Genomic DNA, 26,501 nt, shown 5'->3' with positions numbered 1-26,501 from the left:
AGCGTATGGAGGCCGGGACCGCGAAAAATGCCCGCCGGATGGGGCGGGCAGGGGCGTGGGCTAGGCGTCGCGCGCGATCACCCGATTACGGCCCTCGCGCTTGGCCTGCTGCAGGCGCTGGTCGGCCCGGCGCAGCAGGCGCGACAGGTCCACGCCTTCCTGCGGATAGCTGGCGATACCCGCGCTGAGGCTCATCCGGAGCGGTTCACCGCCGCGCTCGGGTTCGAACGGGCGCTGCAGCAGTTGCCGCCGCAGGAAATCCACGCGCTCCCAGGCGCTCCCGATCGGCTTTCGCAACAGCAGCACGAACTCCTGGCCGCCGATGCGCACCAGGTTCTCGCCGGGCTCGGCACCTTCGCGCAGGATCGACACCACGTGTCTGATCGCACGATCGCCGGCGCGGTGGCCGGCTTCGTCGTTGACGCGCTTGAAATGATCCAGGTCGATCAGTGCCAGCGACAGGCTGCTGCCGTCGCGATGCACCGTATCCATCACACGCGGTACGCGGTGCAGCAGCCAGACGCGGTTGGGCAGGCCGGTCAGGCCGTCGGTCCCGGACATTTCCACCACGCGCTGCATGCGGAACGTGACCATCGCGCTGATCAGCGTGGTGATCGCAAGGAGCACCAGGCGCTGCATCTGGGTGCCCAGCGTGACGGCGCCGTAGTCGGCCGAGATCAGTTGTTCAGGAGAAGTCGCCGACTCAATCGCCACGAAGGCCAGCATTCCGTATTCGACCAGGGCCAGAGCGCCGGCGAACAGCGTGACCCGCGCGTCGCCGCGCAGCGCGGTCAGCACGATGGCCAGCAGATAACCGCACCACACCACCATGCTGTTGAGCCCGGACGGCAGGTGGTGCAGCGACAGCACTGCGAGCACCAGCGTCGCCGCACTCACGTCGAACGCCGAACTGGCGAACGGCAACCACCGGTGCCGACGGTGGCGTCGTGCCAGCAGCAGCCAGATCTGGGCAAAGACATTGACCAGCACGGCACCGCCGAGGCCAATCATGGTTTCGCGCAGGCTGCCGCCACTGGCTGCGTTGATCAGCGGCAACAGCAGCAGGAACAGGGCGATGACCACGCGCAGCCGGGCGACGATCAGCTCGCCGCCGGAGCCGACTTCGAGCATCACCTCGTCAGGCTGCGCGAACAGCAATCGCAGCGTGTCGCGGATCTGGCGGACCAAGGCCTGCACTGAAGCTTTTCTCCACGCGGGACGGGCGGCGGTAGCATGCACGCCATCGCGGATGATTTCACGGAGTTCCCATGCAGTTTCGCCGTCTCGGCTCCTCCGGCCTGCAGCTGTCGGCCCTGTCCTTCGGCGCCTGGCTGACCTTCGGTGCCCAGATCGGGCGCGGGACCGCGCGCGACCTGGTCGCCGCGGCCTGGGACCATGGCGTCAATTTCTTCGACAACGCCGAGGGCTATGCCAACGGCATGGCGGAGACGGTGATGGGCGACGTGATCGCCGACCTGCGCCTGCCGCGTGACGGGTTCTGCGTGTCGAGCAAGGTGATGTTCGGATCGGCGGCCGATCCGCGGCCGACGCAGCAGGGGCTCTCGCGCAAGCACGTCACCGACGCCTGTCACGCCGCGCTCAAGCGCCTGCGCGTGGATTACCTCGACCTGTATTACTGCCATCGCCCCGATCCGGATACGCCGGTCGAGGAGACCGTCTGGGCAATGGACGCGCTGGTCCGTCAGGGCAAGGTGCTGTACTGGGGCACGTCCGAATGGCCGGCGACGATGATCCGCGACGCGCACCGCGTCGCCCGGGCCGCGCACCTGCATGCACCGACGATGGAGCAGCCGCAGTACAACCTCTTGAATCGCGAACGGGTCGAGTTGGAATACGCCCCGCTGTATGCCGAACTCGGGTTGGGAACGACCACGTTCTCGCCGCTGGCGTCGGGGCTGCTGACCGGCAAGTACGCGGCCGGTACGGGCGGGGAAGCGCGTCTCGATCGCGAAGGCATGGGCTGGTTGAAGCGGATCGTCGTTGGTGACCACGACGCACATCGAGTGGAGCGGGCCGCGCGGTTTGCCGAAGCGGCGCGTGAACTCGGCCACGCGCCGGCGACGCTGGCGATCGCCTGGTGCTTGCGCAACCCGCACGTGTCCAGCGTGATCCTCGGCGCCAGCCGTGTCGAACAGCTAGTGCAGAACTTGGGGGCGCTGGCTCTTGTCGAGCGCGTGGACGAGGCGGCGTGGGCGCGTATGGAGGCGTCTGTGGCGTAGAAGCTGGGTGACGACAGGGTTGCAAGTCAAATGAGAATAATTATCATTTGAGCATCACCCCGAACGAGGCACGTCCATATGGCTCTGCGTCCCGTCCTGCATCTCGTGCAACGCCCAGTTCGCCCTGCTGCCGTCCAGGCGGGTCCCCTGGAGCTTTCGATTGAAAGCGGTGTCCTGCTCAGGGGGGCGCGTGAAGTGTTGATTCGCCATGGCGGTGAGGTCTACCGCCTGCGGCACACCCGCAACGACAAACTCATTCTCACCAAATGAGCGCGGAGAAGTGAGCCTCGAATAGCCGCTTGTCATTAACCCTCCGATGCGAAGCACTGAGCCCCGTGTCGGTACCGACACGGGGCTCTCGTTTCATGTAACCCGGAATGCTTCAGAGCAACGTCAGCGGTTCCGGCGGGGGCGGCGGCGCGACGGGTTGAGGTGGAGCAGGCAATGCTGGAGGAGCCGGCGGCGCCGGCGGAGTTGCCATCGAAGCGGGCGCGGCGTTGGCATGAGGCGTCGGCGATACCGGTGGAGCAGGAGGCGCGGGCGGTGCCGGCGGCGGAGGCAGCAACATCGGTCGCTCGGGCAACGTGAGCTGTGTGCTCTGCGTCTTGCGGTCGCGCAGATATTCCACCGGCACTGCATTGCCGGGCTTGCGTGCATGCGCTGCCGCCATCGCTTCGCGTGGCGAACGTACCGGCTTGCCGTCGACCTTCTGCAGGACATCGCCGGGCTGCAATCCACCCATGCCCTCTGGAATGCTCAACACCAGCACACCATGGTCGGTGCCGAAGTAGCGACCGAGCTGCTTGTCCACCGAAGCGAGGTTGAGGCCGTTCCAACGGAACGCTTCCATCAGCAGCGGCATGTCGCAGTCATCGCCTTCGTTGCAATCGCGGCGGATGATCTCGCGGTGGATCTGCGGCATGACTCCGCCGGGCGCTACACGGACCTCGCGAGCCTCGATGCGCGCCGCGCCATCAGGGCCGATTTGCACTTCCGGCGCGCCAATGAGCTCCATGGCGTTGCCGCCCTCGTGGACCATGAGCACATGGTCGCCGACGCTCGGCGTGACCTTGGCGGTCGTGCTGCGACCATCGCGGACATAGCCCAACGCCACCGGTGTCTTTGCATCAAGGTCGCGCAGACGCTTGCGCGCATCGGCGAGGCGGGCGTCCCCATCATTTCCCGCAAGGGCCTTGCCATCGATTGCGGTGATGCGGTCGCCACTGCGTAGACCGGCCTTGGCCGCGCCGCTGTCTGGCGTCACCGCGGCGATGCGCACGCCGGTGCCTGCGTCGCCTTCAAGGATTACACCCAGCAGCGGGCGCTGGGTCAGCCGGCGCTCGATGATCACGTCGCCGCTGTCATTGCCTTGCAGTTCGCGAGACAGCGCGGCGACACGGGTTGCGGCGCGATGCAGTTCCTCACGCGCCGCGGCCAGTTCCTTCTGTTTGGCCTCGTCGGGAGTCGACTGCGCGAACGCGCCGAAGGCCAGGGCGAGCGTCACGGCCGAGGCCAGCACGGTGACGAGCGGTGGAAGACGTTTCATGGGAATCTCCGCTTGGATCGCTATTGGTGGTGACGGATGTGCAGGTCAGTCGACGCTGACCAGCGCGGTTTCGTTGGACAGGCCTTGCGCCGCAAGCCAGCGCGCAGTCGATTCGACGCCTGCGAGTTGCTGCAGCAGTTCGACACGCTGTTGCCACAGCTGTTGCCGGCGGCTGTCTTCGAGATCCTCGTTCGACAACGAGGTGTCGACGGACGCGATGCCGGCGTCGAGCTCCGCACTGAGCAGTTCGCTGCTGGCATTGCCTACGCGTTCGTCGCGCGCTATCTCGACGAGCGCCTCGAGACGTGCGGACTGCGCCTGCAGGCTCTGTATGGCTGCGATGACAGGCGCAGTAGCTGCAGGACCGTCGATAGTGGTCGGTGGAGCTTCCCGGGGGCGGGCTTGCGCAGGCTGCATCGCTAGGTGCGCTGCTGGGGGGGCAGTCTTGCGTACCGCACGCGCGCGAGCCGCGCGTGTCTCGGCCGTTGCGTCGCCGTCACGATCCGGGTTCGAAGCCGGGGCGGGTTTCACCACAGTGTCGACGGCCAGCGTCGCATCTGGAGTTGTGCTCGTCGAAGCTTTGACCGGTGCCACCACATCGCGAGATCCCGCCGTGACAGCTGCAGCGATTGCCGAAGAAGTCCCGGTGGACGACTTGCCCTGCAGCCAATGCGACAACGGCGACCATGCCGCCATCACCAGCACCGCCGCGCCTGCCAGGCCGATCAGCCAGCCGGTACGACGTTCGCGATACGCGCGATGGCTGCGTCGCGTGGGTGCATCCAGCGAGTGGACGATTCGCGACCAGCCGTCGTCGGAAGGAGTTGCCAGCGGCAGTGCGGCGAAGGCCGCGCCCCAGTCCTGGGGCGCACCATCCGGCATGCGGCCGGTGTCGGGAGTGTTGAAGGAGTCAGGCATGACGCACCTCGAATATTCCCGTCGCAGCGCTGGTCGAACCCCGCGCGGCGTCTTGCGGCTCGAGCAATTGGCGCAGGCGGCGACTGCCGCGGGCCAGCTGCGATTTGGAGAAGCTCGCAGTACGCTGCATCAGCGCCGCGATCTCCTCGTGGGTGTAGCCCTCGGCGTGATACAGCCACAGCACGCTGCGGGTGATCGTTGGCAGCTGCGCCAGCGCGCGCTGCAACTGCGCGGCATCGGCGGCGGCGGGTGGTGGTGGCGTGGGGTCTTCCAGGACGCCATCGTCTTCGATCGTCACTTCGATCCCGTGCGTGCGCCGACTGCGCAGCCGCATCAGGGCTTCGTTTACGGCGATCTGGCGCAGCCATGCCCAGAAGGGGCTGCCGCCGCCGCGGAATTCGCCGACTCGATCGAGCACCTTGAGCATGGTGTCCTGCAGCACTTCCGCCGCTTCGTCGCGGTCGCCGCACATGCGCAGCGCCAGCGTGAACACCGGCCGCTCGAACCAGCGATACAGCTGCTCGAACGCTGCCCGATCGCCGCCGCGTGCGCGGGCGAGAAGGGTGTCGGGAACGTCGACGGCGAAGCCTGTCCTGAGCGGAGCAGGCGCCACAGGCGCGTGCGAAGTCGAAGGGGAGGAGGTCGTTGGCATCCGAGGGTAAGGATGCGCCTGCAGGGCAAAGCGTCGCATCGCCGTGCGTCGCCGCGGCTCATGGCCGGCTTCCGGGCGGAAAGCCGTCGTCAATGACTTGGCCGCGACCGGCCTATACTCCGGACAAATTCAGGGAGGGGGTTCAGATGGGTTCGCTATTGGCGGTGGTGCTGCTGTTCGCAGGCGTGATCGTGCTGTTCAAGGCGGTGCGCATGGTCCCGCAGGGGTACGAATGGACCGTGGAGGCCTTCGGCAAATACACGCACACCTTGAGCCCGGGCCTGCATTTCCTGATGCCGGTCTATCAGGGCGTCGGCCGCAAGATCAACATGATGGAGCAGGTGCTGGAAGTCCCGAGCCAGGACGTCATCACCAAGGACAACGCCGTGGTGAAGGTCGACGGCATCGTGTTCTTCCAGGTGCTCGATGCGGCCAAGGCAGCGTATGAAGTCGCGCAGCTGGAAGTCGCCATCCTCAACCTGGTGATGACCAACATCCGTACTGCGATCGGTTCGCTCGACCTCGACGAATCGCTGTCCAAGCGCGACGAGATCAACGCCAAGGTGCTCGTCGCGGTGGATGCGGCAACCCATCCCTGGGGCATCAAGGTCAACCGTATCGAGCTCAAGGACATCCAGCCACCGCGCGACCTGGTCGAGTCGATGGCACGGCAGATGAAAGCCGAGCGCGAGAAGCGCGCCAACATTCTGGAAGCCGAGGGCTTCCGCCAGGCGGCGATCCTTAAGGCCGAGGGCGAGAAGCAATCAGTGATCCTGGAAGCGGAAGGCAACAGGGAAGCCGCCTTCCGCCAGGCCGAGGCGCGCGAGCGCCTGGCCGAGGCCGAGGCCAAGGCGACGCAGCTGGTGTCCGATGCGATCTCCGGCGGCAACGTCCAGGCGATCAACTACTTCGTCGCGCAGAAATACATCGAGGCGTTCAAGGCGCTGGCCGAGGCGCCCAACCAGAAATTCGTGATGATGCCGATGGAGTCCGCCGGCGTGATCGGTTCGCTCGCCGGCATAGGTGAACTGGCGAAGGAAGCGATGGGCCGATCGGTCGCACCGCCGGCAATGCCCGGACGCGGAGGCTGAATCATGCGCTGGGATTGGCAGGTGGTCACGTGGGCGGCGGCCGCGCTGGTGCTGTTCGCCCTGGAGGCGATGGCGCCCGGCGCCTTCATGCTATGGCTGGGTTTCGCTGCGGCGGCCGTGTTCGTGGTCGTGCTGCTCTTCGACGTCTCGCTGCTCACGCAGGTCACCCTGTTCGTCGTGCTCAGCTTCATCTCGATCCAGGTCTACCGGCGCTGGTTCCGCGGCCGCGGCCGCAGCAGCGACCAGCCCACGCTCAACCGGCGCGCGAACGCGCTGGTCGGCCGCGTGGTGCCGCTGGAGCGCGCGATCGTCAACGGTCTGGGGCGCGTGCAGATCGCCGACGCGTTCTGGGATGTAAGCGGACCTGACCTAGTGACCGGCACGCCGGTCCGGATCGTCGCCGTCGAAGGCATGACGCTGAAGGTCGAGGCGGCCGCCTGAGACGCCTCAATGCGCCGGCGTACGCGCGCCGGCGCCAAGCAGAACGTTTCGGTATGACGGCGGACGCTGCGCATCTGGGATAATCCGCGGCCTCCCCACACCGCACGTCCCTCCGCCATGACGCAGAAGACCATCCTCAACGACACCCATCGCGCCCTGGGCGCCAAGATGGTCGACTTCGGCGGCTGGGACATGCCGATCCATTACGGATCGCAGATCGACGAGCACCACCTGGTGCGCCAGGACGCCGGCATGTTCGACGTCTCGCACATGACCGTTGTCGACCTGCGCGGCGCCAAGGTGCGCGATTTCCTGCGTCGTCTCGTCGCCAACTCGGTCGACAAGCTCAAGGCTCCGGGCAAGGCGCTGTACACCTGCATGCTCAACGAGCAGGGCGGCGTGATCGACGACCTGATCGTCTACTTCCGCAGCGAAGAGTTCTTTCGCCTGGTGGTCAATGCCGCCACTCGCGACAAGGACCTGGCGTGGATCACCGAGCAGGCCAAGGCCTTCGATGTGAGCGTCACCGAACGCCCCGAATTCGGCATGATCGCCGTGCAGGGCCCCGCCGCACGCGAGAAGGTGCTCAGCCTGCTGCGCGAGGAAGACCGCGCAGCGATCGGCAAGCTCGGCAAGTTCGTGGCCGGTGAGGCGAAGACCACCGAAGGCGTCGAGGTGTTCGTCGCCCGCACCGGCTACACCGGTGAGGACGGTTTCGAGATCGTCGTGCCGGAAGCGCAGACGGTCTCCTTCTGGAATGCGCTCCTCGGCGCAGGTGTGAAGCCGGCCGGTCTGGGTGCGCGCGACACGCTGCGCCTGGAAGCCGGCATGAACCTCTACGGCCAGGACATGGATGAAACCGTCTCGCCGTACGAAGCCGCATTGGCTTGGACGGTGGCGCTCGACGAGGGTCGCGACTTCATCGGTCGTGGCGTCCTCGAGGCGCAGAAAGCAAGCGGCGTGCCGAGGCAGATGATCGGTCTCGTCATGGATGAGAAGGGCGTCCTGCGCCACGGGCAGAAGGTGCTCACCGCGAATGGCGACGGCGAGATCCTTTCGGGCACGTTCTCTCCGACGCTGGGCAAGGCGATCGCATTCGCGCGCGTGCCGGCCGGCGAGCCGGGCAACGTGCGCGTTGACATCCGCGGCAAGGAAGTACCGGTGCGCGTCGTGAAGTTTCCGTTCGTGCGTGACGGCAAGCCGCAGGAAGGCATCTGATCGCGCCAGTGCGTCCGATCGCGCTTGATCCGACGCGCCCACCCTTAGTTACACTACGTTTCCACGCGCCTTCACCGGCGACCATCACTCCCCCTGACACGTTGACGCATACACGGAGCACCCCATGAGCGAGATCCCCGGCGACCTCAAGTTCCTCAAGTCCCACGAATGGGCCCGTGTCGAGGGCGACGGCAAAGTCACCGTCGGCATCTCCGATCACGCGCAGGGCCTGCTGGGCGACCTGGTGTACGTCGAGCTGCCCAACGTCGGCGACCGAGTCGAAGCGGGTAACGCCTGCGCCGTCGTCGAATCGGTGAAGGCCGCTTCCGACGTCTACGCGCCGGTCAGCGGCAAGGTCACCGCCGTCAACAGCGCGCTGTCCGACAAGCCGGAAACCATCAACGAGGACGCGTACGGCGAAGGCTGGCTGTTCACGCTGGAGATCGAGGACGCCGAACAGCTCAACGAGCTCCTGGCTCCGGACGACTACGCCGAGCTGCTGGAAGACGAGGACCACTGAGTCTGTACTGGGTCGCGGCTCTCGCGACCGCAGTCCCGAGAATGCCGGCCGGGCAACCGCGCCGGCATTTTTGTTTTCCGGCGTCGGCAGTGGTGTACGACGACCGCGAGCAGTGAGCGCCCGTCGTGACGTCGTGAAAATCCGCCGTAGCCGATATCGCGCATGTCGGTCCTCGCCCGATATTCCACTGGTCGCGAACGTACCGCTGCGGATGATCGAGTGCCTCGAACTGCCCGCCTCAGATTCCGTCGCGAGCGTTTCCACGTCTCGCACGAGTACAAAACTCGGGTCCTGATGGCGGGAAAAGTTCGCGCAGTTTTTGCGCAAATCGACTTGTGCGGCGCCAAATCGCCCTGCCGGTCGTCGGCGCGTGAGCAACGTCCAGGCGAGCTCCAGCGGTCGCTTCGAAGCCATGTGCAATAGCGTGATGCATCCATGGTCGAGCGCGCCGCGCCGATTCAACGCGAATATGAAACGCCTTTATTTATGTAGTTTGCGTAACGAAGAACAGCGCTGGCGTTGCTAGCGGTACGCGCTCGTGCGCACGTGGTCGTGATGGCGAAGCGGCGGCGATGCCCCGGTGGTCGATCGGCGCGTCCAAAAAAAATTGCGACGGATTGTTGACAGGCCGAAAAACCGTGATTAGGTTTCGCCCAGCAGACGATTCCTGCGGAACAAAGTGAGTCAAGCGATCGCGACAACGCACGGTAAGAAACGGACCTCCGCCCGCAACAACAAGACGGTGGACGTTGGCGTCCTGTCCTTTGCGAAAACGCAGCTCACCTCCGCGCAAACGAGTGACCGCATCCAACCCGGTTCGCCATTAGCGGATCGGGTTTTTGTTTGCGGCACGGTTGGGGAAACGTTTGGAACAGGCCCGGTGTGTACTGCCGGGTCAGCCCATCGGGCACGGGCGGGCCGCTCTGTGACCATGGGTAACGCATTCGCTTTGGTGCGCCTGGCGCACCGGCGTTTGGTCGCGGGTTCGCCCGCGGCAGGTTTTGCACTGGGCTGTTGTTAACCCTGAAAGACCGACGCCCTAACGGGCATGTTTCACAACTGACGAGGAGCCATACCATGGCCATGAAGAAAGCTGCGAAGAAGAAGCCCGCCGCCAAGAAGGCTGCGAAGAAGGTCGCTAAGAAGGCTGGCGCCAAGAAGGCTGCCAAGAAGACCGTAAAGAAGGCTGCCAAGAAGGCCGCCAAGAAGACCGTGAAGAAGGCTGCCAAGAAGACCGTCCGCAAGGCCGCCAAGAAGGCCACCAAGCGTCCGGCGAAGAAGGCCGCCAAGAAGGCCGCCAAGAAGACCGCGAAGAAGGCTGCCAAGAAGGTCGCTAAGAAGCGTCCTGCCAAGAAGGCTGCCAAGAAGACCGCGAAGAAGGCCGCCAAGAAGGCTGCCAAGCGTCCGGCGAAGAAGGCTGCCAAGAAGCGCGCTTCGAAGAAGGCTGCTGCTGCCATGCCGGCGACCCCGGCACCGATGATCTAAGTCATCGACCAGAACAGAAAGTCCCGATTGCCGTAACACCCGCTCTCTCCCCGCAGCCCAGGCGGGGGGAGAGTTTTTTTATTTGGCGCGCCGCCACACAAGTAGACGTGCGGTTCGGTAACCGCGTCGCCACGCGCCGCGCCAGTAGGCGTGCGAGAACGCGTTCCCGGATTGCAACCCCAGGCGCCTGACGCTACAGGCGCGGCGGCGCGGAGCCGTCAATGCACGCCTGCTTCTACCTCAGCGCCCCATCAACGCCCGCACATGCGCCACGCTGCTCTCGCGCAGTGCGGTGAGGTCGTAGCCTCCCTCCAGCATCGAGACCACGCGACCGCGCGCGTGCCGGTTCGCCAGCGCGACCAGCTCCTGGGTGAGCCAGGCGTAATCCCTGGCCTCGAGCTGCAACTGTGCCAGCGGATCCAGGCGATGGGCGTCGAAGCCGGCTGACACGAACAGCAACTGTGGGCGGAACGAATCGATCACCGGTAGCAGCGTGCGTTCCCACGTCTCGCGGAACGCCTCTCCGTCCGACCCCGGGCGCAGCGGAGCATTGACGATGTTGCCCACGCCACGCTCGTTGGAATAACCGGTATCGGGATACAGCGGCATCTGGTGCGAACTCAGATAGAGCACGCGCGGATCGCCGTCGAAGATCGCCTGGGTGCCGTTGCCGTGGTGCACGTCGAAATCGACGATAGCCACGCGCGTCAGCCCATGCGCATCGAGTGCGTGGGCGGCCGCCACGGCGATGTTGTTGAACAGGCAGAATCCCATGGCCACCGCGGAGGTCGCATGATGTCCCGGCGGACGCACCGCACAGAATGCGCGCGGTAACGGCTGGCGCTGCTCGACGTCGATCATCACTGCATCGACCGCCGCCACTCCCGCCCCCGCGGCGCGCAGCGCGGCTTCCGCGGAGCCCTTCGACAACACCGTGTCCGGATCGAGCGCGATCGCGTCGGTGACCGGTGTGTCCAGTACCAGTCGCAGCAGCGCTTCCTCGTGCGCGCGCAGCAGCTGGCCGCGCGACGCCCGTGGTGCCTCGGTCCAGGGCAGTTGCGGAAAAGCCTCCTGCAGCGCCGCTGTCACCGCTTCCAGTCGCGCGGGTCGCTCGGCATGTCCGGCGCCGGTGTCGTGCTGTAGGCAGGCGGAGTGGGTGAAGAGATGCACGGAAGTCCGGGGGTGGCCGCGTTGCCGTGAAGGTAGTGGGGAAGCGGTGGTCGCGCGTGAAGTGTCTGATCTCGCACGCCTGCTGAAATGGCGCGTGACGACGCGGTTAACTCACCGCGCGCCTACGCTTGTGGCGGCGCCCCCTTGCGGCGTTCGTGATTCCAAAGCACCTCGCCGTGCCCGCTCGCGCGCGCCAGCACGCGGGCCAGCACGAACAGCAGGTCGGAGAGGCGGTTGAGATAGCGCACGGCTTCCGGCCGCACGCTGTCCTGGCGAGCCAGCGCAATGGTTTCGCGCTCGGCGCGGCGCACGACGGTACGCGCGATATGGCAACGGGCCGCGGCTTCGCCGCCACCCGGCAGGATGAAGTCCTTCAGCGGCGGCAGCGGCTCGTTGAAGGCATCCAGATGCTGTTCCAGGCGTTCGATGTCGGCATCGAAGATCGCCGCATGGCCGGGGATGCACAGCTCGCCGCCCAGGTCGAACAGCTGGTGCTGCACCGAGACCAGCAGGCTGCGCACATCCTCGGGAATGTCGCTCGCCAGCACCAGGCCGATGCAGGAATTGGCTTCGTCGACCGTGCCGTAAGCGCCGACGCGCGCCGAATCCTTGTCGATGCGACTGCCGTCGCCCAGGCCGGTGGTGCCGTCGTCGCCGGTGCGGGTATAGATCTTGGAGAGGCGGTTGCCCATCGGGTTTGGTTCCAGTTGTCGTTGTCAGTCGTCAGTCGCGCTCGTCGCCTTCAACTGACAACGCACAACTGGCGGCGCGTTTTTACACTGTCTGGGCGCGCAGCATCGGCATGCGCTGGCGCAGCAGGCTGAAGCCGCCGAACAGCAGTGCGGCGTAGAACAGCGTGCCCAGCAGGGTCCACTTGAAGAACGGGATGCCGGCGATGTACGACGCCATCAGGCCGGCTGAGTTCATCGGATACAGCGACGTCACCTGGAAAGCCCAAGCACCGAAGTTGGTGACCAGGAAGAACAGCACCGAGCCCGCCAGCGAGTAACCGAGCACGCGCGTGCCGCTGACCTTGCCGCGCAGGCCGAAGCCGAGCACGGCCGACAGCGCGATGCACAGGTACACGAGCCAGATGCCGGTATTGCCGAACCACGTGGCATACAGGCCGCCATTGATCGCGGCCAGCATCAGGTCGGAGGCGAACATCGCCACCAGCGGCACCACCACCGCCAGCGAGCGCGAACCGAAGTAGGCGCCGCCGAACAGGGCCATCGCCTCCACCGGCGAGAAGTTCCACGGATGGGGCACCACACGGGTCAGCGCGGCGACCAGAATCATGGTGCCCAGGACCAGCGGGCCGGGGGCGAAGGAGGAGGTCTGACGGTTCATGGCGGCGGCCTTGAAGTGATCTGGAACAAGCGGCCGATCGGTGCCGGGCCGCAGGTCCGTTAGCATAGCGCAATGCTCCAGACCGACCCGTCACTGGCTTCCGAAGCCACCTCGCACGAAGCCGCCGTACACGACGTACTGATCATCGGTGGGGGGCTGGTCGGCGCGAGCCTCGCCATTGCTCTCGACCGGCTCGGCCTCGATGTCGGCCTGGTCGAAGCCGCGCCGCCGGGGGCGCTTCCGACGGTGTTCGACGAGCGCAACCTGAGCTTCGCCGAGGCCACGGTCAACGCGCTCACCGCGTTGGGGGTTATCCAGAAGCTGCGCGCGCCGGCCGGCGCGATCGCGCGCATCCATGTCAGCCGCAGCGGCGACTTCGGCCGCACCGTGCTGGACGCGGCGAATTACGGCCGCAGCGAGTTCGGCCGCGTCGTCATCGCCCGCGACTTCGGTGAGGCGCTGGAGGCGCGGCTTACGGAACTGCGCCATCTGCGCCGCTATCGGCCGATGCGCTTTCTCGGCCTGGACGACAGCGTGGAAGGCCTGCGCACGGTACGTGTGGCAGGCGAGGCCGGGGAACAGCAACTGCGCACGCGCCTGCTCGTCGCCGCCGATGGCACGCGCAGCGGTGTGCGCGACATGTTGGGCATCGGCAGCGACGAACACGACTACGCCCAGACCCTTTTCGTTACCCGCCTGCGTTGCGAGCGCTCGCCCGATGGCACCGCCTACGAGCGCTTCGGCGATCACGGGCCCACGGCGCTGTTGCCGCGTGGCGACCGCCATTTCGGACTCGTGCACGGCGTCGCGCGCGCTGAAGCCGAGGCAGTGGCGGCGCTCGACGAAGCCGGCTTCCTAGCACGCGTGCAGGAGGCGTTCGGTTGGCGTGTCGGTCGCTTCCTGGGCTGCGGCCCGCGCAGCGCGTATCCAGTGAGTCGGGTGATGGCGCGTGAATTGATCGCGCCGCGCGCGGTACTGGTCGGCAATGCCGCGCAGACGATCCATCCGATCGGCGCCCAGGGTTTCAACCTCGGCCTGCGCGATGCGTTGACCCTGGCCGAATTGATCGAAGCCGCGCGCCGCGACAATGCTGAAGCCGACTGCGGCGATGCCGCGCTACTGACGCAATACGCGCTGCGACGTCGTGAAGATCGCGAGCGCACCGTGGCCTTCTCCGACGGACTGGCACGCGTGACTGGCAACGACTCGGGGCTGCTGCGGCCGTTGCGCAGCCTCGGTCTGTTCGCCGCGGATCGCCTGCCGTCGGCGCAGGCCTTCCTGGTCGGCGCGGCGATGGGTTATCGCGGCGACGTGCCCGTACTCTGCCGCGGCACCACTACTACCTTGGGGGCCGCATGAGCCGGCGCGATCTAATCGATATCGCCATCGTCGGGGCCGGCGTGGTCGGTGCGGCTGCGGCGCTGGCGCTCGCGCGCGATGGTTGGCAGGTGACGCTGGTGGAAGCCCGCGAGCCCGCGCGCTGGCGCGCCGAGCATCCCGACCTTCGCGTCTATGCCTTCGCCCCCGACAACGCTGCACTGCTGGACAACCTGGGCGTGTGGCCGTCGATCATCGACGCGCGCGTACACCCGTATCGCGGCATGCGGGTGTGGGATGCCGCGGGCGGCGATGAGCTGCGTTTTGATGCCGATGCCTTCGGCCGCCGCGAACTGGGTTGGATCGTCGAGAACGGTCTGCTGGTCGACCGGCTCTGGGCGACGTTGCCGTCAGCGGGTGTGCGGGTGGTCTGCCCGGCGCAGTTGGCCGCGCTGGAACAGGACGAGAACCACGCCACGCTCGAACTCGAAGACGGAACGCGCCTGCGCGCGCGCCTGGTAATTGCCGCGGACGGTGGCGATTCGAAGCTGCGCGCGCTGGCCGGCATCGAGACCTACACCCACGACTACGGCCAGAACGGCCTGGTCGCCTTCGTCGATCACGAGCTCCCGCACGAAGCCAGTTGCTGGCAGCGTTTCCTGCCGACCGGACCGCTGGCCTTCCTGCCGTTTGCCGGCGCGAACGGACATCGCAGTTCGATCGTGTGGACGCTGCCGGAGGTCGAAGCCTCGCGCCTGTGCCGGATCGATGAAGCTGACTTCTTGCGCGAACTGCAGCACGCCTTTGCGGGCACGCTCGGCGCGTTGACCTCGGTGTCGAAGCGGGTGGCGTTCCCGCTGCGTCGCCAGCTCGCGCAGGCGCATGTTGCCGGGCGCGTGGCAGTGATCGGCGATGCGGCGCACGTGGTGCATCCGTTGGCGGGGCAGGGCGTGAATCTTGGATTGCGCGATGTGTCGGCACTGCGCGCGCTGTTGCAGCGCCAACGTGCCGCGGGCCGCGATCCCGGCGCGCCGGCGGGGCTGGGACGGTGGGCGCGCGAGCGCCGCAGCGAGAATGCGGTCGCGGCCTACGCGTTCGATGGACTCAACCGCCTGTTCTCCAACGACAACGTGCTGGCGACATTGGCGCGCGGTCCGATGCTGGGACTGGTCGGCAAGGTGCCGCCGCTGCGACACGCGTTCTGGAAGCATGCCGCGGGGCTGTAATGTCGCTTCGGCCCGTCATCGTCAAAGGCAAACGCCCCGCCGAAGCGGGGCGTTTCGTTTGTGGCATCTGCAGATGGGATTAGTCCATCCAGCCCTTCAACTCGACCTTCGATAGGCGGCCGTTGTGGTTGGCGTCGACCGCGATGAATTCGCGGATCAGATCCTCGTTGCCGCTGGCGTTCACTTCGCCATGCGACAGGTTGCCATCGTGATTGTGGTCCAGCGCGGCGAAATCGATGCGGTAGTTGCTGGAGATCGAATTGCCCGGGTGCGACGTCACGACGACGTTCCCGGCCACCACCGCGGTGGAGACGCCGGTAGCGGTAGCGGCAGCCATGCCCGTCGACTGCATCGCCGCGGAAGCGTCATTGCTGGTCATCGCCTCTGCCGCGTCGTTACTGGTGGTGGTCTGTTCGACTGTGGTGCGCCGCTCGGCAGGCGGGGCCTGCTCGGTGGTCGTGCCAGGCGGCATGGTCTGCTTCTGCGCGTCCTCGGCCTTCATCTGCATTTCGGTGTCGGTCGATTGCGTGGTCGTAGGCGGATAGTCCTGCGCAAACGCGGGCGCGGTCATTGCAACGGCAAGCAGGGCAAATGCGGTGGTCTTGTTCATGCGCACACCTCGTGTGGGAGTGACCTGCGCACCGTAGACCCCGTTGCATCAAACGCGTGTAAAACGCCGCAACATCGGCTGAACAAAGGTGAATCGCGTGAATGTGGCGTGTACTGCGCGTGAAATGCGTCAGCGTGAAGTTGCAGTCGTCGCGAATACCGTGATTTCTTCGCGGTCGTGATAGAGCTGGCGCGCGCGCACCAGCAAGGGCTTCGCCGCCTGGCGCTCGAACAGCTCCAGGCACAACCGCGTCTCGTCCCAGCGCTTCTTCATCGGCAGCTTGAGGTTGAAGATGGCGTGCCGGCACCAACCTTCGCGCAACCAGGTCGCCATACGCTCGGCGACGCGACGCGGCTGCTCGACCATGTCGCACACCATCCAGTCCAGCGATGACTTCGGCTGCCAGTGGAAGCCGTCGGCGCGCAGGTGATCGACGCGACCGCTGTCGAGCAGGTGCTGGCGCAGCGGGCCGTTGTCGATCGAGGTCACGTGCAGGCCATTGCGCACCAGCACCCAGGTCCAGCCGCCGGGTGCCGCGCCGAGATCGGCACCACGCATGCCATCGCGGACCAGGCGTTGGCGTTCGTCGTCGTGGAGCAGGGTGAGCAGCGCTTCTTCCAGCTTGAGTGCCGAGCGGCTGGGCGCATCCGGATGCATGCGCAGGCGCGGAATGCCCAGCGTCCACGGCGAGCTGTCGCTCGGTTCGCTGCATGCAAGCACGACGTGGTCGCCGGCGAGGAACAGCACGTGCAGGCGCGGCTTGCGAGCGTCGTCCTCGCGCGTCAGCCAGCCGGCCTTGCGCAACGCCGGGCGCAGCGCATTGCCGAAACTACGGGCGAGGCCAGCCAGCGGCTTGCCTTCGTCGGAGTCAGGGTGCTCGACCCACAACTCACCGAATGCCTGCTTCGGCAGCGCATCGAGTGCGGCCAGGATCGGGGTGATCCGATCCTTGGGATCAATTCCGCGCAGGTCGGCCAGGCGCAGCAGCTTCTGTCGAGCGAAGATCAGGGTGTCGAAGGGCAACGCACGCGACAGCGCTTCCGCGTCCTGGCTGATGAACTCCACGAAGCCGCTGTTGCGCTCCGTGCGCGCATAGCCGGACAGGTTCGCGAGCGCGGCGCGCTCGGTCAGCTCACCCGCGAGTTCCGGTTCGAAACCGGCGCGGCACCAGCAGAACAACGCATCAGCAGTCATCGTCTCGTCTTTGTAGAGCGGAGCTTGCTCCGCTGCTCTATCCGGAATTGGTGAAGGGTGTTGATGTCGCTAACAGCAAGGGCCAAAGCAGCAGAGCAAGCTCTGCTCTACAACACGCTGTTCAATACTTGTCGCCGCCCGACTCGCCGTAATGCCGCAGCACGGCACGGGCCGCGTCGCGCTCCACATCACGCGTCACTGCGATGCCGCGGCGTTCGAGCTCGCCGATCCAGTCCGCCGGCAGCGGGCCTTCGTCGAACTCGGTGAGTTCCTCCACGTCCTCGCTGCGCGCGCCGATCAACAAGCGATCGATGCCGGCCCACACGGTGGCGCCGTAGCACTGGCAGCACGGCTGCGAGGAGGTCGCCAGCGTGATCGGGCCGATGGCTTCGTCCGCTTCATTGCGGTTAAGGCGAACGCGCTGCGTGCGTTGCTGCGCCAGCATGTAGGCCATGATTTCCGCGTGCGCGACCGAGCACGAATGCGGCAGCACGCGGTTCACGCCGATGGCGATCACGCGATCATCCGGCCCGAACACCACGGCGCCGAACGGGCCGCCGCTGCGCTCCTCGATATTGCAGCGCGACAGCTCGATCGCGAGCGCGACCTTGTCTTCATCGCTGGCATAGGCGCGCGCCGTATCGACGGCATCGTGCACCCATGCGGGCAGGGTGAGGTGGACCTGGGCGTAAAGCATCACTGCACCTGTAGGTTGCCGGAAGCCGCTTCACAGCGGCCTTGCTTGCAGGCGCAGGCGCTGATGTCCGGGAAGCCGCACACCGACATCACGCCCTTCTTGGCGCATTCGGCCTGCACGCCTTTCGGATCGGTCGGGCTGTTGACGTTGACGCAGGCCGGGTAATAGCCGCAGCAGTTGCCGACGTTCTTCACCGTGCAATCCGCGTCGGTCTTGCAGGTCATGTCGATTGCGACCGGCTTGGCGGCGGGGGCGGGCTCGTGGTTATCGCTGGGCGAGGCCGGTTGTTCCGACGCGCTCCCGGACGCAGGCATTGCGGCATTGCCGTTTGGCGTGGGTGCCGCGCAGGCAGTCAGCGCGAGCAGGAGGACGATCAGTGCGGACATCGTGCGCATGGCTGTGCTCCTTGAAGTTGAACTATGCAGGGCGACGTGACGCTGGCTTTTGCTCCCTCCCTTTCGCCGAAGGCGAAGGGGAGGGTTGGGGAGGGGGGCCTTTTTGCTTTTGCTCTGTCGATTGAAAGGCAAAGACAAGAGCAGAAGACCCCCTCCCGGCCTCCCCCTTGCGCTGCGCGCAAAGGGAAGGAGAAAAGCGACTGCGCGGCGCCGACGGGAATCTATGCCGCGCCGAAAATAGGTGAATCAGGCCTTTCCGGACCAGGTATCCCGTAGCGTGACGCTGCGATTGAACACCGGCTTGTCGCTACGGTGATCGTAGCGGTCGGCAACGAAGTAGCCGATACGCTCGAACTGGAACGACTGCTCCGGTGCGGCGGCAGCGGCTGCCGGCTCGACATACCCGGTGACGACGCGGCGCGAGTCCGGATTCATGTAGTCCTTGTAGGTCTTGCCGCCTTCCTCGTTGTCCGGATCGGCGACCACGAACAAGCGGTCGTATAGGCGCACTTCGGTGGCCACGGCATGCTTCGCGCTGACCCAGTGGATGGTGCCCTTGACCTTGCGGTTGGCGCCTTCCATGCCGGGGCGCGATTCGGGGTCGAGCGTGCAGCGCAGTTCGATCACCTTGCCCGCGTCGTCCTTCACCACCTCGTCGCAACGGATGATGCCGGCGCCGCGCAGGCGCACGTCGCCGCCCACGGTCAGGCGCTTGAAGCCCGGCGGCGGCACTTCTTCGAAGTCCTCGCGTTCGATCCACAGCTCGCGCGCGAACGGCACCTGGCGTTCGCCCTGCGCCGCATCCTTCGGATGGTTGGAGAACGTCAGCGATTCCTCGTGCGATTCCGGCAGGTTGGTCAGGACCAGCTTGAGCGGATCGATCACGGCCATGCGGCGCGGCGCATGCGCATCGAGATCGTCACGCAGCGCGCCTTCGAGGATGGAGATGTCGAGCAGCGAATTCTGCTTGCTGATGCCGACGCGGTCGACCATCAGGCGCAGCGCCGACGGGGTGTAGCCGCGGCGGCGGATGCCCTGCAGGGTCGGCATGCGCGGATCGTTCCAGCCGTCGACCAGGCCTTCGGTGACCATGGCGAGCAGCTTGCGCTTGCTCATCACCAGGAAGTTGAAGTTCAGGCGCGAGAACTCGATCTGGCGTGGCTTGCTGGCTTCGAAGGGCAGGCCCTTGGTGGTCAGCGGCTGTACCAGCTCCGGCGAATGCGCGAGGTCGACCTTGTCCACACACCAGTCGTACAGCGGGCGGTGGTCTTCGAATTCCAGCGTGCACAGCGAATGGGTGATGCCTTCCACCGCGTCGCTGAGCGAGTGCGCGTAGTCGTACATCGGATAGATCGGCCATTCGTTGCCGGTGTTCTGGTGCTCGACATGCTTGATCCGGTACAGCGCGGGATCACGCAGGTTCATGTTGCCGCTGGCCATGTCGATCTTCGCGCGCAGGGTGCGCGCGCCATCGGGGAATTCGCCGGCACGCATGCGGCGGAACAGGTCGAGATTCTCCTCGACGCTGCGATCGCGGTACGGTGAATTGCGGCCCGGCTCGGTCAGGGTGCCGCGGTATTCGCGCACCTGTTCCGCGGTGAGGTCGCAGACGAAGGCATCGCCCTGGCGGATCAGCTTTTCGCCAGCGCGGTACAGCACTTCGAAATAGTCGGAGGCGTGGCGCAGGTCGTGCCACTCGAAGCCCAGCCAATGCACGTCGTCCTGGATGGCGCGGACGTACTCGGGGTCTTCCTTGGCCGGATTGGTATCGTCCAGGCGAAGGTTGCACTCGCCGCCGAATTCGCCGGCGACGCCGAAGTCCAGGCAGATCGCCTTTGCGTGGCCGATGTGCAGGTAGCCGTTGGGCTCGGGCGGGAAGCGGGTCTTGATGGCCGCGTGCTTGCCGCTGGCGAGGTCCTCGCGAACGATCTGCCGGATGAAGTCATTCTTCTCGGGCGCGGAGGAGGGGGCAGCGGTGTTCGGCGTGGCGGACATGCAGGACGACGGGAAGCGTGGGAGACGCGCAGTTTAACGGTTCCCGCCCGCGGGAAGACCCAGCTGCTGGGGGAGGGCGGGCCGCGCGCGCGGCTGGGGGATGAAACGCCAGCGCTTTGCATTGCTAGCTACCAACGGCGTGCGGAGCCCCGATCCGGATGCGGCTAAGCTCCCCGAATGAACAGCCTTCTCAGCCTGATCCGCGACGTTCCCGACTTCCCCAAGCCCGGTGTGGTGTTCAAGGACATCGGCCCCCTGCTGGCCGATCCCACCGGTTTCGCGGCCTGCATCACCGCGCTGTCGACGCCGTGGCGGGAGACCGCCATCGACGCTGTCTGCGGGATCGAGTCACGCGGTTTCATCTTCGGGGCCGCGATGGCGCTGGCGATGAAGACCGGCTTCGTCCCGCTGCGCAAGGTCGGCAAGCTGCCGCCGCCGACCCTGGGCATCGATTACGACCTGGAGTACGGCAGCGCCCGTCTCGAAATCGGGGCGCAGGGACTGGCGCCTGGTTCAAGAGTGCTGCTGATCGACGACGTGCTCGCTACCGGCGGCACGCTCGACGCCGGGCGGCGTCTGCTGGAGCAGGCGGGTGCGAACGTGGTCGGTGCTGGTGTGGTGATCGAGATCGATGCGCTGCAGGGGCGTGGACGTTGGCCTGAGGCCATTCCATTACGCGCGCTGCTGCATTGCTGAGGCGTATGCTGGCCCCGTGTTCCCCTGCCGGAGCGGTGCGATGAAAGTGGTTTACGAAGCCGCCAATCTGATCGATGCGCATCTGGTCCGGCATGCGCTGGAAGCCGCGGAGATTCCGGTGTTCCTGCGGGGCGAGCAGTTGCTGGGTGGCATGGGCGAGCTGCCGCTGTTTGGCGTGATCGCGGTGTGCGTGCCGGAGGTGGTGTGGCCACAGGCGCGGGAGATTGTCGAGGCGCTGCCGTTGGGTGAGGCGGCGTCGGAAGCGGACGTGGCTGACGACGATCTGGGGTGGTTGCCGGCGTAAGGCGCGCCGGTTCGCGAGACTTCCCTCCCCCTGCCCGCTTCGCGACTACGTGACGCTGTCCCTCGCGGGGCGAGGGAGCGTCATCAGAGCGGGGCGAGGAACACACCAGCAATCGGGGCGGCTGGGACTTTTCCTTCTCCCCGAGCAGCGGGGAGAAGGTGCCCAACGGGCGGATGAGGGGCGCTTTTGCCTTGCGTCGCAACGGCTGTGTTCCACGTCAGCGTCGCAGCGATGCCCAGCGCACGCGACAATGCGCGCTACCCCTCGCAAGGACCTGCACATGCCCCTGCTCGTAATCGGCAACAAGAACTACTCCTCGTGGTCGCTGCGTCCCTGGCTGCTGCTGCGTCATTTCGACGTGGCCTTCGATGAGCTGCGCCTAGCCCTCGACACGCCCGAGTTCTTCGCCGAGATCGGCCGCTGGTCGCCTACGCGCACGGTGCCGGTGTTGCACGACGAGGGCCTGGTCGTGCCCGATTCGCTGGCGATCTGCGAATACATCAACGAGCGTTGGCTCGACGGCCGTGGTTGGCCCGCGGAGCTGCGTGCCCGTGCCAAGGCGCGCGCGGCCGCCGCGGAAATGCACTCGGGTTTCCGCGCGCTGCGCACCCAGTTGCCAATGAATTGCCGGCGCCGGCCCGACGGCTACCGCTGGGATGTGCAGGCGCAGGCCGACATCGACCGCGTCCAGCAACTGTGGCGCGAGCTGCGCGATGAATTCGCGGCTGACGGCGATTTCCTCTGCGGCGGCTTCAGCATCCTCGACGCGATGTTCGCGCCGGTGGTGATGCGGTTCCTCGGCTACGGCGTGAAGCTGGACGACAACGCGCGCCGTTACGTCGAGACCCTGACCGCCTTGCCGCCTATGCGCGAATGGCGTGCCGCGGCCGACGCCGAAGTCGAGCGCATCGAAGCCACCGACAACCTGGCCGCGTGATGCACAGTTATTCGCGAGGCTCGCTGGCGGCGATGGCGCTGGGCGCGGTGCTCATCAGCACTTCGGCCGTATTTGTGAAGTGGGCACATGTTGGACCAACGGCTTCGGCCTTCTGGCGCATGGGACTGGCGGCAGTGCTGCTGCTGGCGTGGTTCGTGCGGCCGAGTCTGCGCGCGGGCTGGAAGCCGGATGCGCGCGTGACCGGTCTGCTGGTGATTGCCTCGTTGTTCTTCGCGCTCGACCTGTGGATGTGGCACCGGAGCATCCTTTACGTCGGCGTGGGACTGGCTACGTTGCTGGGCAATTTCCAGGTGTTCGTGCTCGCCGGCTACGGCGCGATGGTGCTGGGCGAACGCGGTGGCTGGCGGCTGTGGGCCGGATTGCTGATGGCGGTGATCGGCCTGGCGTTGCTACTGGCGCCGGGCTGGAGCGGTTTCGACGCGCGCTTCCGCGTCGGCATCGCCTTCGGCCTGGGCACCGCGGTCGCGTACGGCGGCTTCCTGATCGCGTTCCGCGCTGCGCAAGGACAGCGTGCGCATGTGCCGAATGAAGCCTTGCTGTGGTGGCTGTGCGTCTTCACCGCAGTGCTGTTGTTGGCAACCACTTGGCTTAGTGGCGAGAACTGGCGGCCGCCAGGGCTGCGCGACTGGGGCGCGTTGCTGGCTTATGCGCTGATTGCGCAGGTGTTCGGCTGGCTGGTGATCGGCAAGGTGATGCCGAAGCTGCCGGCCGGCGTGCTCGGACTATGCCTGCTGCTGCAGCCGCTGCTGTCGTACGTGTGGGATGCGCTGTTGTTCGGTACGCGGTTGGCACCGCTGAGCATGCTGGGGTTGGCGCTGTCGCTGGCGGGAATTTTTCTGGGGCTGGTGCGTGGGCAGCGGAAGGCCGCGAACGAGTTGGCTGACGCGAACGCGTAGCCCGCCCTAGAAGCGCGTAATCGCGCAGACGTAAACCACTTCACACGCACCACCACCGGTGTCGTCGCGCGAGAGCGAGCTGCGCCAATGCCAGCCATCGGGCGTGTTGGCCTCGACCAGCCAGCCGTCGATGCGTATGCGTGCACCGGGCTCGATGTCTTCCAGTTGGTCGGCGATGGCTTCGCTGCCTGGAATCATGTGCATGTTCGCCGCAGAACGGTCGATCTCGCGCTGAGGAATCGGTGGCTCGCCGCTGTAGCGGTAGTGGTACCAGCGCGCGGATTGACTGATGTCCAGGCGCGCCAGCACCGCGTCATCGCGCATGCGGCCCCAGCCCAGCGCGAGATCCGTAGGCGACAGCTCGGCCTCGCGGTCGGAGCGGTAGTCGCGACGGGACAGCACGCGTGCATCGATGCTGAAGCCCGCCAGCGGTGTCAGTGTCGCCGCGCGCAGCTGGAACGGCGCGAGCGAGGTCGGCGCGGGCGTCTGCAACGGCGGATCCAGGGCCGCGACGCGCGGCGGTAGCTGGCAGGCGATCGTGCCCGCGCCGGCACGCGATCCGGCCCCGCCATCATGCGTGGCGGACGCATCGATCCGCTCATAACCCGGCTCGCGCTGCGGCGACACCGGCGAATACCACCAGCCGATGGCACAAACCGCCAGCAGGACGACCAGCCACGCGCGGCCACTCACGACTTCACCGTGGCCTTCGCTGGTTTGCCCGTCGCAGTCGCGACCGGCGGCTTGAGCAACGATTTCGGCAGCGCGCGGAGTTCCGCGGCCATCTGCCTGAGGAATTCACCCATCGCCGAACTGCGCCGCCACACCATCGCGATTTCGCGATGCGGAGCGTCGCCACGAAACGGCAACAGGCGGATGTCCGGTGACGGCGGCACCGGCGGCTGCACGGCCAGCACCGGCAGCAGCGTGATGCCGACGCCCGCCGCTACCATCTGCCGCAACGTCTCGAGTGAAGTCGCGCGGAAGCCGTCACGCTCGTCGGCGCCGGCCATGCGGCACACATCGAGCGCCTGGTCGCGCAGGCAGTGGCCTTCTTCGAGCAACAGCAGATGCTGGTTGTCGAGATCGTCGACTTTGAGTGACGGCTGCCGGGCGAGCGCGTGCGTTTGCGGCACCGCGAGCATGAAAGGTTCGTCGAACAACGGCTCGACATGCAGCTGGTCGTCATGGATCGGCAACGCGAGCAAACCCGCATCGAGGCGTCCATCGCGCAAACGAGTGAGGATCTGATCGGTCTTTTCCTCGACCAGTAGCAGTTCCAGACGCGGAAAGCGCTTGCGCAGTCCCGGCACCACATGTGGCAGCAGGTACGGGCCCAGGGTTGGGAATAGCCCGAGCCGCACCGTTCCGGCTTCCGGATCCTGGCTGCGCCGCGCGATCTGGCTCATCTGGTCGACGTCCGAGATCACCTTGCGCGCGCGCTCGGCGATTTCGCGGCCGACGGGTGTCAGCATCACCTTGCGTGGCGCGCGTTCGACCAAGGCGACACCGAGCTCGTCCTCGAGCTTGCGGATCTGCGTGGACAGCGTCGGCTGGCTGACGAAACTGGCTGCGGCGGCACGACCGAAGTGCTTGTGGTCGGCGAGGGCAACGAGGTATTTGAGGTCGCGCAGATTCATGCGACCGATTGTAGGGCGGGTCTTGACCCGCCGCGGAAACGCCGCGGTCGTTCATGGCGAGCCAAGACCCGCCTTACGAAAGGGCGAAAAAAACCCGCCCCGTGCATCACCGACTTCGCATCCGGCCCTGTTCGTTCTCCCGCCTGGCGGGAGTCACGGACGCGGCGGTCTGGGTGCACAGGGCGGGCCGTGGAACCGATCTTACGCCGCTGCCGCCTGTTCTGCTGGGACGCTGGTCCGAATAAGGTGGTCGAAAGCGCTCAGGGCCGCGGTCGACCCGGCCCCCATGGCGATCACGATCTGCTTGTACGGCACGGTGGTGGCGTCTCCCGCGGCGAACACCCCCGGGACCGAGGTCGCCCCGCGGTCGTCGATGATGATCTCCCCTCGTTGGGTGAGTTCCACGGCGCCCTTGAGCCATTCGGTATTCGGCAGCAGGCCGATCTGCACGAAGATGCCTTCCAGGTCGACCGTATGCGAGGCGCCGGTGGTGCGGTCCGTGTAGACCAGGCCGGTTACCCTGCTGCCGTCGCCACGGACTTGCGTGGTCTGGCCGCTGACGATGACGTCGACGTTCGGCAGGCTGCGCAGCTTGCGCTGCAGCACTTCGTCGGCGCGCAGCTGGCTGTCGAACTCGATCAGGGTGACGTGCGCGACGATGCCGGCGAGATCGATCGCGGCTTCGACGCCGGAATTGCCGCCGCCGATCACCGCCACGCGCTTGCCCTTGAACAACGGGCCGTCGCAGTGCGGGCAGAAGGTCACGCCCTTGTTGCGGTAGTCCTGCTCGCCCGGCACGTTCATGTTCCTCCAGCGCGCGCCGGTCGACAGGATCACCGACCGCGCCTGCAGCGTCGCACCGCTTTCGAGCTGCACTTCGATCAGGCCGCCGGCCGTCTTCGCCGGAATCAGTTTTCTCGCGCGCTGCAGGTTCATCACGTCGACTTCGTAGTCGCGCACGTGCTGTTCCAGCGCGGTGGCGAGCTTCGGACCTTCGGTGTACGACACCGAGATGAAGTTCTCGATCGCCATCGTGTCCAGCACCTGGCCGCCGAAACGTTCGGCAGCCACGCCGGTGCGGATGCCCTTGCGCGCCGCGTAGATCGCGGCGGCGGCGCCGGCGGGACCACCGCCGATTACCAGTACTTCGAACGGCGCCTTGTTTGCGATCTGTTCGGCTGCGCGTTCGGCGGCGCCGGTGTCGAGGCGGGCAACGATCTGCTCGACCGTCATGCGGCCCTGGTCGAACGGCTGGCCGTTGAGGAATACGGTCGGCACCGAGAGCACTTCGCGCGCCTGCACCTCGTCCTGGAACAGCGCACCGTCGATGGCGACGTGGCTGATGTTGGGATTGAGCGCGCTCATCAGATTGAGCGCCTGCACGGTGTCCGGGCAGCTCTGGCAGTGCAGCGACATGAAGGTTTCGAAGCGGAATTCACCCTGTAGTTCGCGCACCTGGTGGGCCAGCGCCTCTTCGATCTTCGGCGGATGGCCGCCGACCTGCAGCAGCGCCAGCACCAGCGAGGTGAATTCATGGCCGAGCGGGATGCCCGCGAAGCGCACTTCGATATCGGTGCCGCGACGCGCGATCGCGAACGACGGCTTGCGCGCGTCGTCGTCGGCGCGGCGGTAGCTGATCTTGTCGGACATCGAGGCGATGTCCTGCAGCAGGGCTTCGAGTTCACGCGAGGCGTTGCCGTCATCGAGCGAGGCGACCAGTTCGATCGGCTGCTGCACGCGGGTCAGGTAGCCCTGCAGTTGGGTCTTCAGTTCGGCGTCGAGCATGGGAACTCCGCGAATACGAATGGGCAGAAAATGAGGTCGAGCAACATCGCTGCGCGCCGATGTGGGCGCACAAAACAGGAGGCAGATGCTTGCAGGAGCGGCCTGGGCCGGAGGGGAGGGAGCCGGGGGAGAGGGGGCCGGCGGGCCCAAGCCGCTG

The 26,501-nt window shown here is 66.3% G+C and carries 28 protein-coding genes; 13 read left to right on the top strand and 15 right to left on the bottom strand.

From position 1 onward, the window contains the following. Window positions 1-60 precede the first annotated feature (60 nt). Window positions 61-1,197, bottom strand: a complete 1,137-nt coding sequence (locus ACYVGK_RS17505; protein ID WP_460736054.1) for a GGDEF domain-containing protein — start codon at window positions 1,195-1,197, stop codon at window positions 61-63. 71 nt (window positions 1,198-1,268) lie between these two features. On the opposite strand from ACYVGK_RS17505, the gene ACYVGK_RS17500 reads away from it, so the two are divergent. Together ACYVGK_RS17500 and hemP are read left to right on the top strand one after the other, a co-directional pair. Continuing rightward, on the top strand, window positions 1,269-2,240 hold the full coding sequence (locus tag ACYVGK_RS17500) for an aldo/keto reductase (RefSeq protein WP_460736052.1): 972 nt from the start codon (window positions 1,269-1,271) through the stop codon (window positions 2,238-2,240). A 78-nt stretch (window positions 2,241-2,318) separates the two neighbouring features. Further along, window positions 2,319-2,510, top strand: a complete 192-nt coding sequence (gene hemP / locus ACYVGK_RS17495) for a hemin uptake protein HemP (RefSeq protein ID WP_460736050.1) — start codon at window positions 2,319-2,321, stop codon at window positions 2,508-2,510. A 112-nt stretch (window positions 2,511-2,622) separates the two neighbouring features. Here the strand turns inward: hemP and ACYVGK_RS17490 are convergent, their stop codons facing one another. From ACYVGK_RS17490 to ACYVGK_RS17480, 3 genes are read right to left on the bottom strand one after another with little or no spacing between them, the layout of a single operon-like run. Further along, window positions 2,623-3,786, bottom strand: a complete 1,164-nt coding sequence (locus ACYVGK_RS17490; RefSeq protein ID WP_460736048.1) for a PDZ domain-containing protein — start codon at window positions 3,784-3,786, stop codon at window positions 2,623-2,625. 45 nt (window positions 3,787-3,831) lie between these two features. Beyond that, a complete protein-coding gene (locus ACYVGK_RS17485; protein WP_460736046.1) occupies window positions 3,832-4,704 on the bottom strand; it encodes a hypothetical protein in 873 nt (290 codons plus the stop codon). Next, window positions 4,697-5,356 (bottom strand): RNA polymerase sigma factor, encoded by a 660-nt coding sequence (locus tag ACYVGK_RS17480; protein WP_460736044.1) that lies wholly within the window; start codon window positions 5,354-5,356, stop codon window positions 4,697-4,699. The genes ACYVGK_RS17485 and ACYVGK_RS17480 overlap by 8 nt, the downstream gene beginning before the upstream one ends. A 146-nt stretch (window positions 5,357-5,502) precedes the next feature. Here ACYVGK_RS17480 and ACYVGK_RS17475 point away from each other — a divergent pair, with 146 nt between their 5' ends. The 5 genes from ACYVGK_RS17475 (at window position 5,503) to ACYVGK_RS17455 (ending at window position 10,111) form a co-directional block, all read left to right on the top strand. Beyond that, complete coding sequence (locus tag ACYVGK_RS17475) at window positions 5,503-6,447, top strand: SPFH domain-containing protein (RefSeq protein WP_460736042.1); 945 nt, start codon at window positions 5,503-5,505, stop codon at window positions 6,445-6,447. 3 nt (window positions 6,448-6,450) lie between these two features. Then, the gene (locus ACYVGK_RS17470) at window positions 6,451-6,888 is read left to right on the top strand and encodes an NfeD family protein (protein ID WP_460736040.1); all 438 of its coding nucleotides are present in this window, start codon (window positions 6,451-6,453) and stop codon (window positions 6,886-6,888) included. Window positions 6,889-7,005: 117 nt separating this feature from the next. After that, on the top strand, window positions 7,006-8,106 hold the full coding sequence (gene gcvT / locus ACYVGK_RS17465; RefSeq protein WP_460736038.1) for a glycine cleavage system aminomethyltransferase GcvT: 1,101 nt from the start codon (window positions 7,006-7,008) through the stop codon (window positions 8,104-8,106). A gap of 124 nt (window positions 8,107-8,230) precedes the next feature. After that, complete coding sequence (gcvH, locus tag ACYVGK_RS17460) at window positions 8,231-8,626, top strand: glycine cleavage system protein GcvH (protein WP_460736036.1); 396 nt, start codon at window positions 8,231-8,233, stop codon at window positions 8,624-8,626. A gap of 1,077 nt (window positions 8,627-9,703) precedes the next feature. Then, window positions 9,704-10,111: a hypothetical protein gene (locus ACYVGK_RS17455; protein WP_460736034.1), complete on the top strand. Its 408-nt coding sequence runs from the start codon at window positions 9,704-9,706 to the stop codon at window positions 10,109-10,111. A gap of 240 nt (window positions 10,112-10,351) precedes the next feature. Here ACYVGK_RS17455 and ACYVGK_RS17450 read toward each other — a convergent pair whose 3' ends face one another. From ACYVGK_RS17450 to ACYVGK_RS17440, 3 genes are all read right to left on the bottom strand, one after another. Continuing rightward, complete coding sequence (locus ACYVGK_RS17450) at window positions 10,352-11,281, bottom strand: histone deacetylase family protein (protein WP_460736032.1); 930 nt, start codon at window positions 11,279-11,281, stop codon at window positions 10,352-10,354. 122 nt (window positions 11,282-11,403) lie between these two features. Further along, window positions 11,404-11,973, bottom strand: a complete 570-nt coding sequence (locus ACYVGK_RS17445; RefSeq protein WP_460736030.1) for a cob(I)yrinic acid a,c-diamide adenosyltransferase — start codon at window positions 11,971-11,973, stop codon at window positions 11,404-11,406. Between the two features lie 82 nt (window positions 11,974-12,055). Further along, window positions 12,056-12,631 carry a DUF6580 family putative transport protein gene (locus ACYVGK_RS17440; RefSeq protein ID WP_460736028.1) on the bottom strand — a complete coding sequence of 192 codons (576 nt, stop codon included), beginning with the start codon at window positions 12,629-12,631 and terminating at the stop codon, window positions 12,056-12,058. A 72-nt stretch (window positions 12,632-12,703) separates the two neighbouring features. Between ACYVGK_RS17440 and ubiH the strand changes: the two genes are divergently transcribed. Then, on the top strand, window positions 12,704-13,990 hold the full coding sequence (gene ubiH / locus ACYVGK_RS17435) for a 2-octaprenyl-6-methoxyphenyl hydroxylase (protein ID WP_460736026.1): 1,287 nt from the start codon (window positions 12,704-12,706) through the stop codon (window positions 13,988-13,990). Beyond that, the gene (locus tag ACYVGK_RS17430) at window positions 13,987-15,174 is read left to right on the top strand and encodes an FAD-dependent oxidoreductase (protein WP_460736024.1); all 1,188 of its coding nucleotides are present in this window, start codon (window positions 13,987-13,989) and stop codon (window positions 15,172-15,174) included. Before ubiH ends, ACYVGK_RS17430 begins: the two co-directional genes overlap by 4 nt. 79 nt (window positions 15,175-15,253) lie before the next feature. Here ACYVGK_RS17430 and ACYVGK_RS17425 read toward each other — a convergent pair whose 3' ends face one another. From ACYVGK_RS17425 to ACYVGK_RS17405, 5 genes are all read right to left on the bottom strand, one after another. Continuing rightward, the gene (locus tag ACYVGK_RS17425) at window positions 15,254-15,784 is read right to left on the bottom strand and encodes an EF-hand domain-containing protein (RefSeq protein WP_460736022.1); all 531 of its coding nucleotides are present in this window, start codon (window positions 15,782-15,784) and stop codon (window positions 15,254-15,256) included. A gap of 129 nt (window positions 15,785-15,913) precedes the next feature. Then, a complete protein-coding gene (gene rlmM, locus ACYVGK_RS17420) occupies window positions 15,914-16,978 on the bottom strand; it encodes a 23S rRNA (cytidine(2498)-2'-O)-methyltransferase RlmM (protein ID WP_460736020.1) in 1,065 nt (354 codons plus the stop codon). A gap of 121 nt (window positions 16,979-17,099) precedes the next feature. After that, complete coding sequence (locus tag ACYVGK_RS17415) at window positions 17,100-17,675, bottom strand: nucleoside deaminase (RefSeq protein ID WP_460736018.1); 576 nt, start codon at window positions 17,673-17,675, stop codon at window positions 17,100-17,102. Next, entirely contained in the window at window positions 17,675-18,070 is a 396-nt protein-coding gene (locus ACYVGK_RS17410) for a hypothetical protein (RefSeq protein ID WP_460736016.1), read from the bottom strand. Before ACYVGK_RS17410 ends, ACYVGK_RS17415 begins: the two co-directional genes overlap by 1 nt. 246 nt (window positions 18,071-18,316) lie before the next feature. Beyond that, entirely contained in the window at window positions 18,317-20,065 is a 1,749-nt protein-coding gene (locus ACYVGK_RS17405; protein ID WP_460736014.1) for a glutamine--tRNA ligase/YqeY domain fusion protein, read from the bottom strand. 177 nt (window positions 20,066-20,242) lie between these two features. Between ACYVGK_RS17405 and ACYVGK_RS17400 the strand changes: the two genes are divergently transcribed. The 4 genes from ACYVGK_RS17400 to ACYVGK_RS17385 all read left to right on the top strand — a co-directional run bounded on the left by ACYVGK_RS17400 (window position 20,243) and on the right by ACYVGK_RS17385 (window position 22,919). Continuing rightward, window positions 20,243-20,761 (top strand): adenine phosphoribosyltransferase, encoded by a 519-nt coding sequence (locus tag ACYVGK_RS17400; RefSeq protein WP_460736012.1) that lies wholly within the window; start codon window positions 20,243-20,245, stop codon window positions 20,759-20,761. A gap of 40 nt (window positions 20,762-20,801) precedes the next feature. Next, window positions 20,802-21,065, top strand: a complete 264-nt coding sequence (locus ACYVGK_RS17395) for a putative signal transducing protein (RefSeq protein ID WP_460736010.1) — start codon at window positions 20,802-20,804, stop codon at window positions 21,063-21,065. A gap of 274 nt (window positions 21,066-21,339) precedes the next feature. Further along, the gene (locus tag ACYVGK_RS17390) at window positions 21,340-22,002 is read left to right on the top strand and encodes a glutathione S-transferase family protein (protein ID WP_460736127.1); all 663 of its coding nucleotides are present in this window, start codon (window positions 21,340-21,342) and stop codon (window positions 22,000-22,002) included. Continuing rightward, on the top strand, window positions 22,002-22,919 hold the full coding sequence (locus ACYVGK_RS17385; RefSeq protein WP_460736008.1) for a DMT family transporter: 918 nt from the start codon (window positions 22,002-22,004) through the stop codon (window positions 22,917-22,919). The genes ACYVGK_RS17390 and ACYVGK_RS17385 overlap by 1 nt, the downstream gene beginning before the upstream one ends. Before the next feature lie 6 nt (window positions 22,920-22,925). Here the strand turns inward: ACYVGK_RS17385 and ACYVGK_RS17380 are convergent, their stop codons facing one another. The 3 genes from ACYVGK_RS17380 to ahpF all read right to left on the bottom strand — a co-directional run bounded on the left by ACYVGK_RS17380 (window position 22,926) and on the right by ahpF (window position 26,344). Next, window positions 22,926-23,612, bottom strand: coding sequence for a hypothetical protein (locus ACYVGK_RS17380; RefSeq protein WP_460736006.1), 687 nt, complete (start codon window positions 23,610-23,612; stop codon window positions 22,926-22,928). Next, window positions 23,609-24,559 (bottom strand): LysR substrate-binding domain-containing protein, encoded by a 951-nt coding sequence (locus tag ACYVGK_RS17375; protein WP_460736004.1) that lies wholly within the window; start codon window positions 24,557-24,559, stop codon window positions 23,609-23,611. Before ACYVGK_RS17375 ends, ACYVGK_RS17380 begins: the two co-directional genes overlap by 4 nt. A gap of 201 nt (window positions 24,560-24,760) precedes the next feature. After that, entirely contained in the window at window positions 24,761-26,344 is a 1,584-nt protein-coding gene (gene ahpF, locus ACYVGK_RS17370) for an alkyl hydroperoxide reductase subunit F (RefSeq protein ID WP_460736002.1), read from the bottom strand. Between the last annotated feature and the right edge of the window lie 157 nt (window positions 26,345-26,501).

Source organism: Lysobacter tyrosinilyticus (assembly GCF_054779815.1).
Note: the sequence above shows the minus strand (reverse complement) of the source record. Positions and strands in the feature narration are given on the sequence as shown.

Excerpts from the sequence above, each read along its gene's own strand:
- rlmM (WP_460736020.1), bottom strand. The coding sequence starts at position 16,978 with ATGACTGCTGATGCGTTGTTCTGCTGGTGCCGCGCCGGTTTCGAACCG.
- ACYVGK_RS17455 (WP_460736034.1), top strand. The coding sequence starts at position 9,704 with ATGGCCATGAAGAAAGCTGCGAAGAAGAAGCCCGCCGCCAAGAAGGCT.
- ACYVGK_RS17410 (WP_460736016.1), bottom strand. The coding sequence starts at position 18,070 with ATGCGCACGATGTCCGCACTGATCGTCCTCCTGCTCGCGCTGACTGCC.
- ACYVGK_RS17480 (WP_460736044.1), bottom strand. The coding sequence starts at position 5,356 with ATGCCAACGACCTCCTCCCCTTCGACTTCGCACGCGCCTGTGGCGCCT.
- ACYVGK_RS17485 (WP_460736046.1), bottom strand. The coding sequence starts at position 4,704 with ATGCCTGACTCCTTCAACACTCCCGACACCGGCCGCATGCCGGATGGT.
- ACYVGK_RS17440 (WP_460736028.1), bottom strand. The coding sequence starts at position 12,631 with ATGAACCGTCAGACCTCCTCCTTCGCCCCCGGCCCGCTGGTCCTGGGC.
- gcvH (WP_460736036.1), top strand. The coding sequence starts at position 8,231 with ATGAGCGAGATCCCCGGCGACCTCAAGTTCCTCAAGTCCCACGAATGG.
- ACYVGK_RS17375 (WP_460736004.1), bottom strand. The coding sequence starts at position 24,559 with ATGAATCTGCGCGACCTCAAATACCTCGTTGCCCTCGCCGACCACAAG.
- ACYVGK_RS17395 (WP_460736010.1), top strand. The coding sequence starts at position 20,802 with ATGAAAGTGGTTTACGAAGCCGCCAATCTGATCGATGCGCATCTGGTC.
- ahpF (WP_460736002.1), bottom strand. The coding sequence starts at position 26,344 with ATGCTCGACGCCGAACTGAAGACCCAACTGCAGGGCTACCTGACCCGC.
- ACYVGK_RS17425 (WP_460736022.1), bottom strand. The coding sequence starts at position 15,784 with ATGAACAAGACCACCGCATTTGCCCTGCTTGCCGTTGCAATGACCGCG.
- ACYVGK_RS17430 (WP_460736024.1), top strand. The coding sequence starts at position 13,987 with ATGAGCCGGCGCGATCTAATCGATATCGCCATCGTCGGGGCCGGCGTG.
- ACYVGK_RS17490 (WP_460736048.1), bottom strand. The coding sequence starts at position 3,786 with ATGAAACGTCTTCCACCGCTCGTCACCGTGCTGGCCTCGGCCGTGACG.
- ACYVGK_RS17500 (WP_460736052.1), top strand. The coding sequence starts at position 1,269 with ATGCAGTTTCGCCGTCTCGGCTCCTCCGGCCTGCAGCTGTCGGCCCTG.
- hemP (WP_460736050.1), top strand. The coding sequence starts at position 2,319 with ATGGCTCTGCGTCCCGTCCTGCATCTCGTGCAACGCCCAGTTCGCCCT.
- ACYVGK_RS17415 (WP_460736018.1), bottom strand. The coding sequence starts at position 17,675 with ATGCTTTACGCCCAGGTCCACCTCACCCTGCCCGCATGGGTGCACGAT.
- ACYVGK_RS17475 (WP_460736042.1), top strand. The coding sequence starts at position 5,503 with ATGGGTTCGCTATTGGCGGTGGTGCTGCTGTTCGCAGGCGTGATCGTG.
- ACYVGK_RS17385 (WP_460736008.1), top strand. The coding sequence starts at position 22,002 with ATGCACAGTTATTCGCGAGGCTCGCTGGCGGCGATGGCGCTGGGCGCG.
- ACYVGK_RS17405 (WP_460736014.1), bottom strand. The coding sequence starts at position 20,065 with ATGTCCGCCACGCCGAACACCGCTGCCCCCTCCTCCGCGCCCGAGAAG.
- ubiH (WP_460736026.1), top strand. The coding sequence starts at position 12,704 with ATGCTCCAGACCGACCCGTCACTGGCTTCCGAAGCCACCTCGCACGAA.
- ACYVGK_RS17445 (WP_460736030.1), bottom strand. The coding sequence starts at position 11,973 with ATGGGCAACCGCCTCTCCAAGATCTATACCCGCACCGGCGACGACGGC.
- ACYVGK_RS17470 (WP_460736040.1), top strand. The coding sequence starts at position 6,451 with ATGCGCTGGGATTGGCAGGTGGTCACGTGGGCGGCGGCCGCGCTGGTG.
- ACYVGK_RS17400 (WP_460736012.1), top strand. The coding sequence starts at position 20,243 with ATGAACAGCCTTCTCAGCCTGATCCGCGACGTTCCCGACTTCCCCAAG.
- gcvT (WP_460736038.1), top strand. The coding sequence starts at position 7,006 with ATGACGCAGAAGACCATCCTCAACGACACCCATCGCGCCCTGGGCGCC.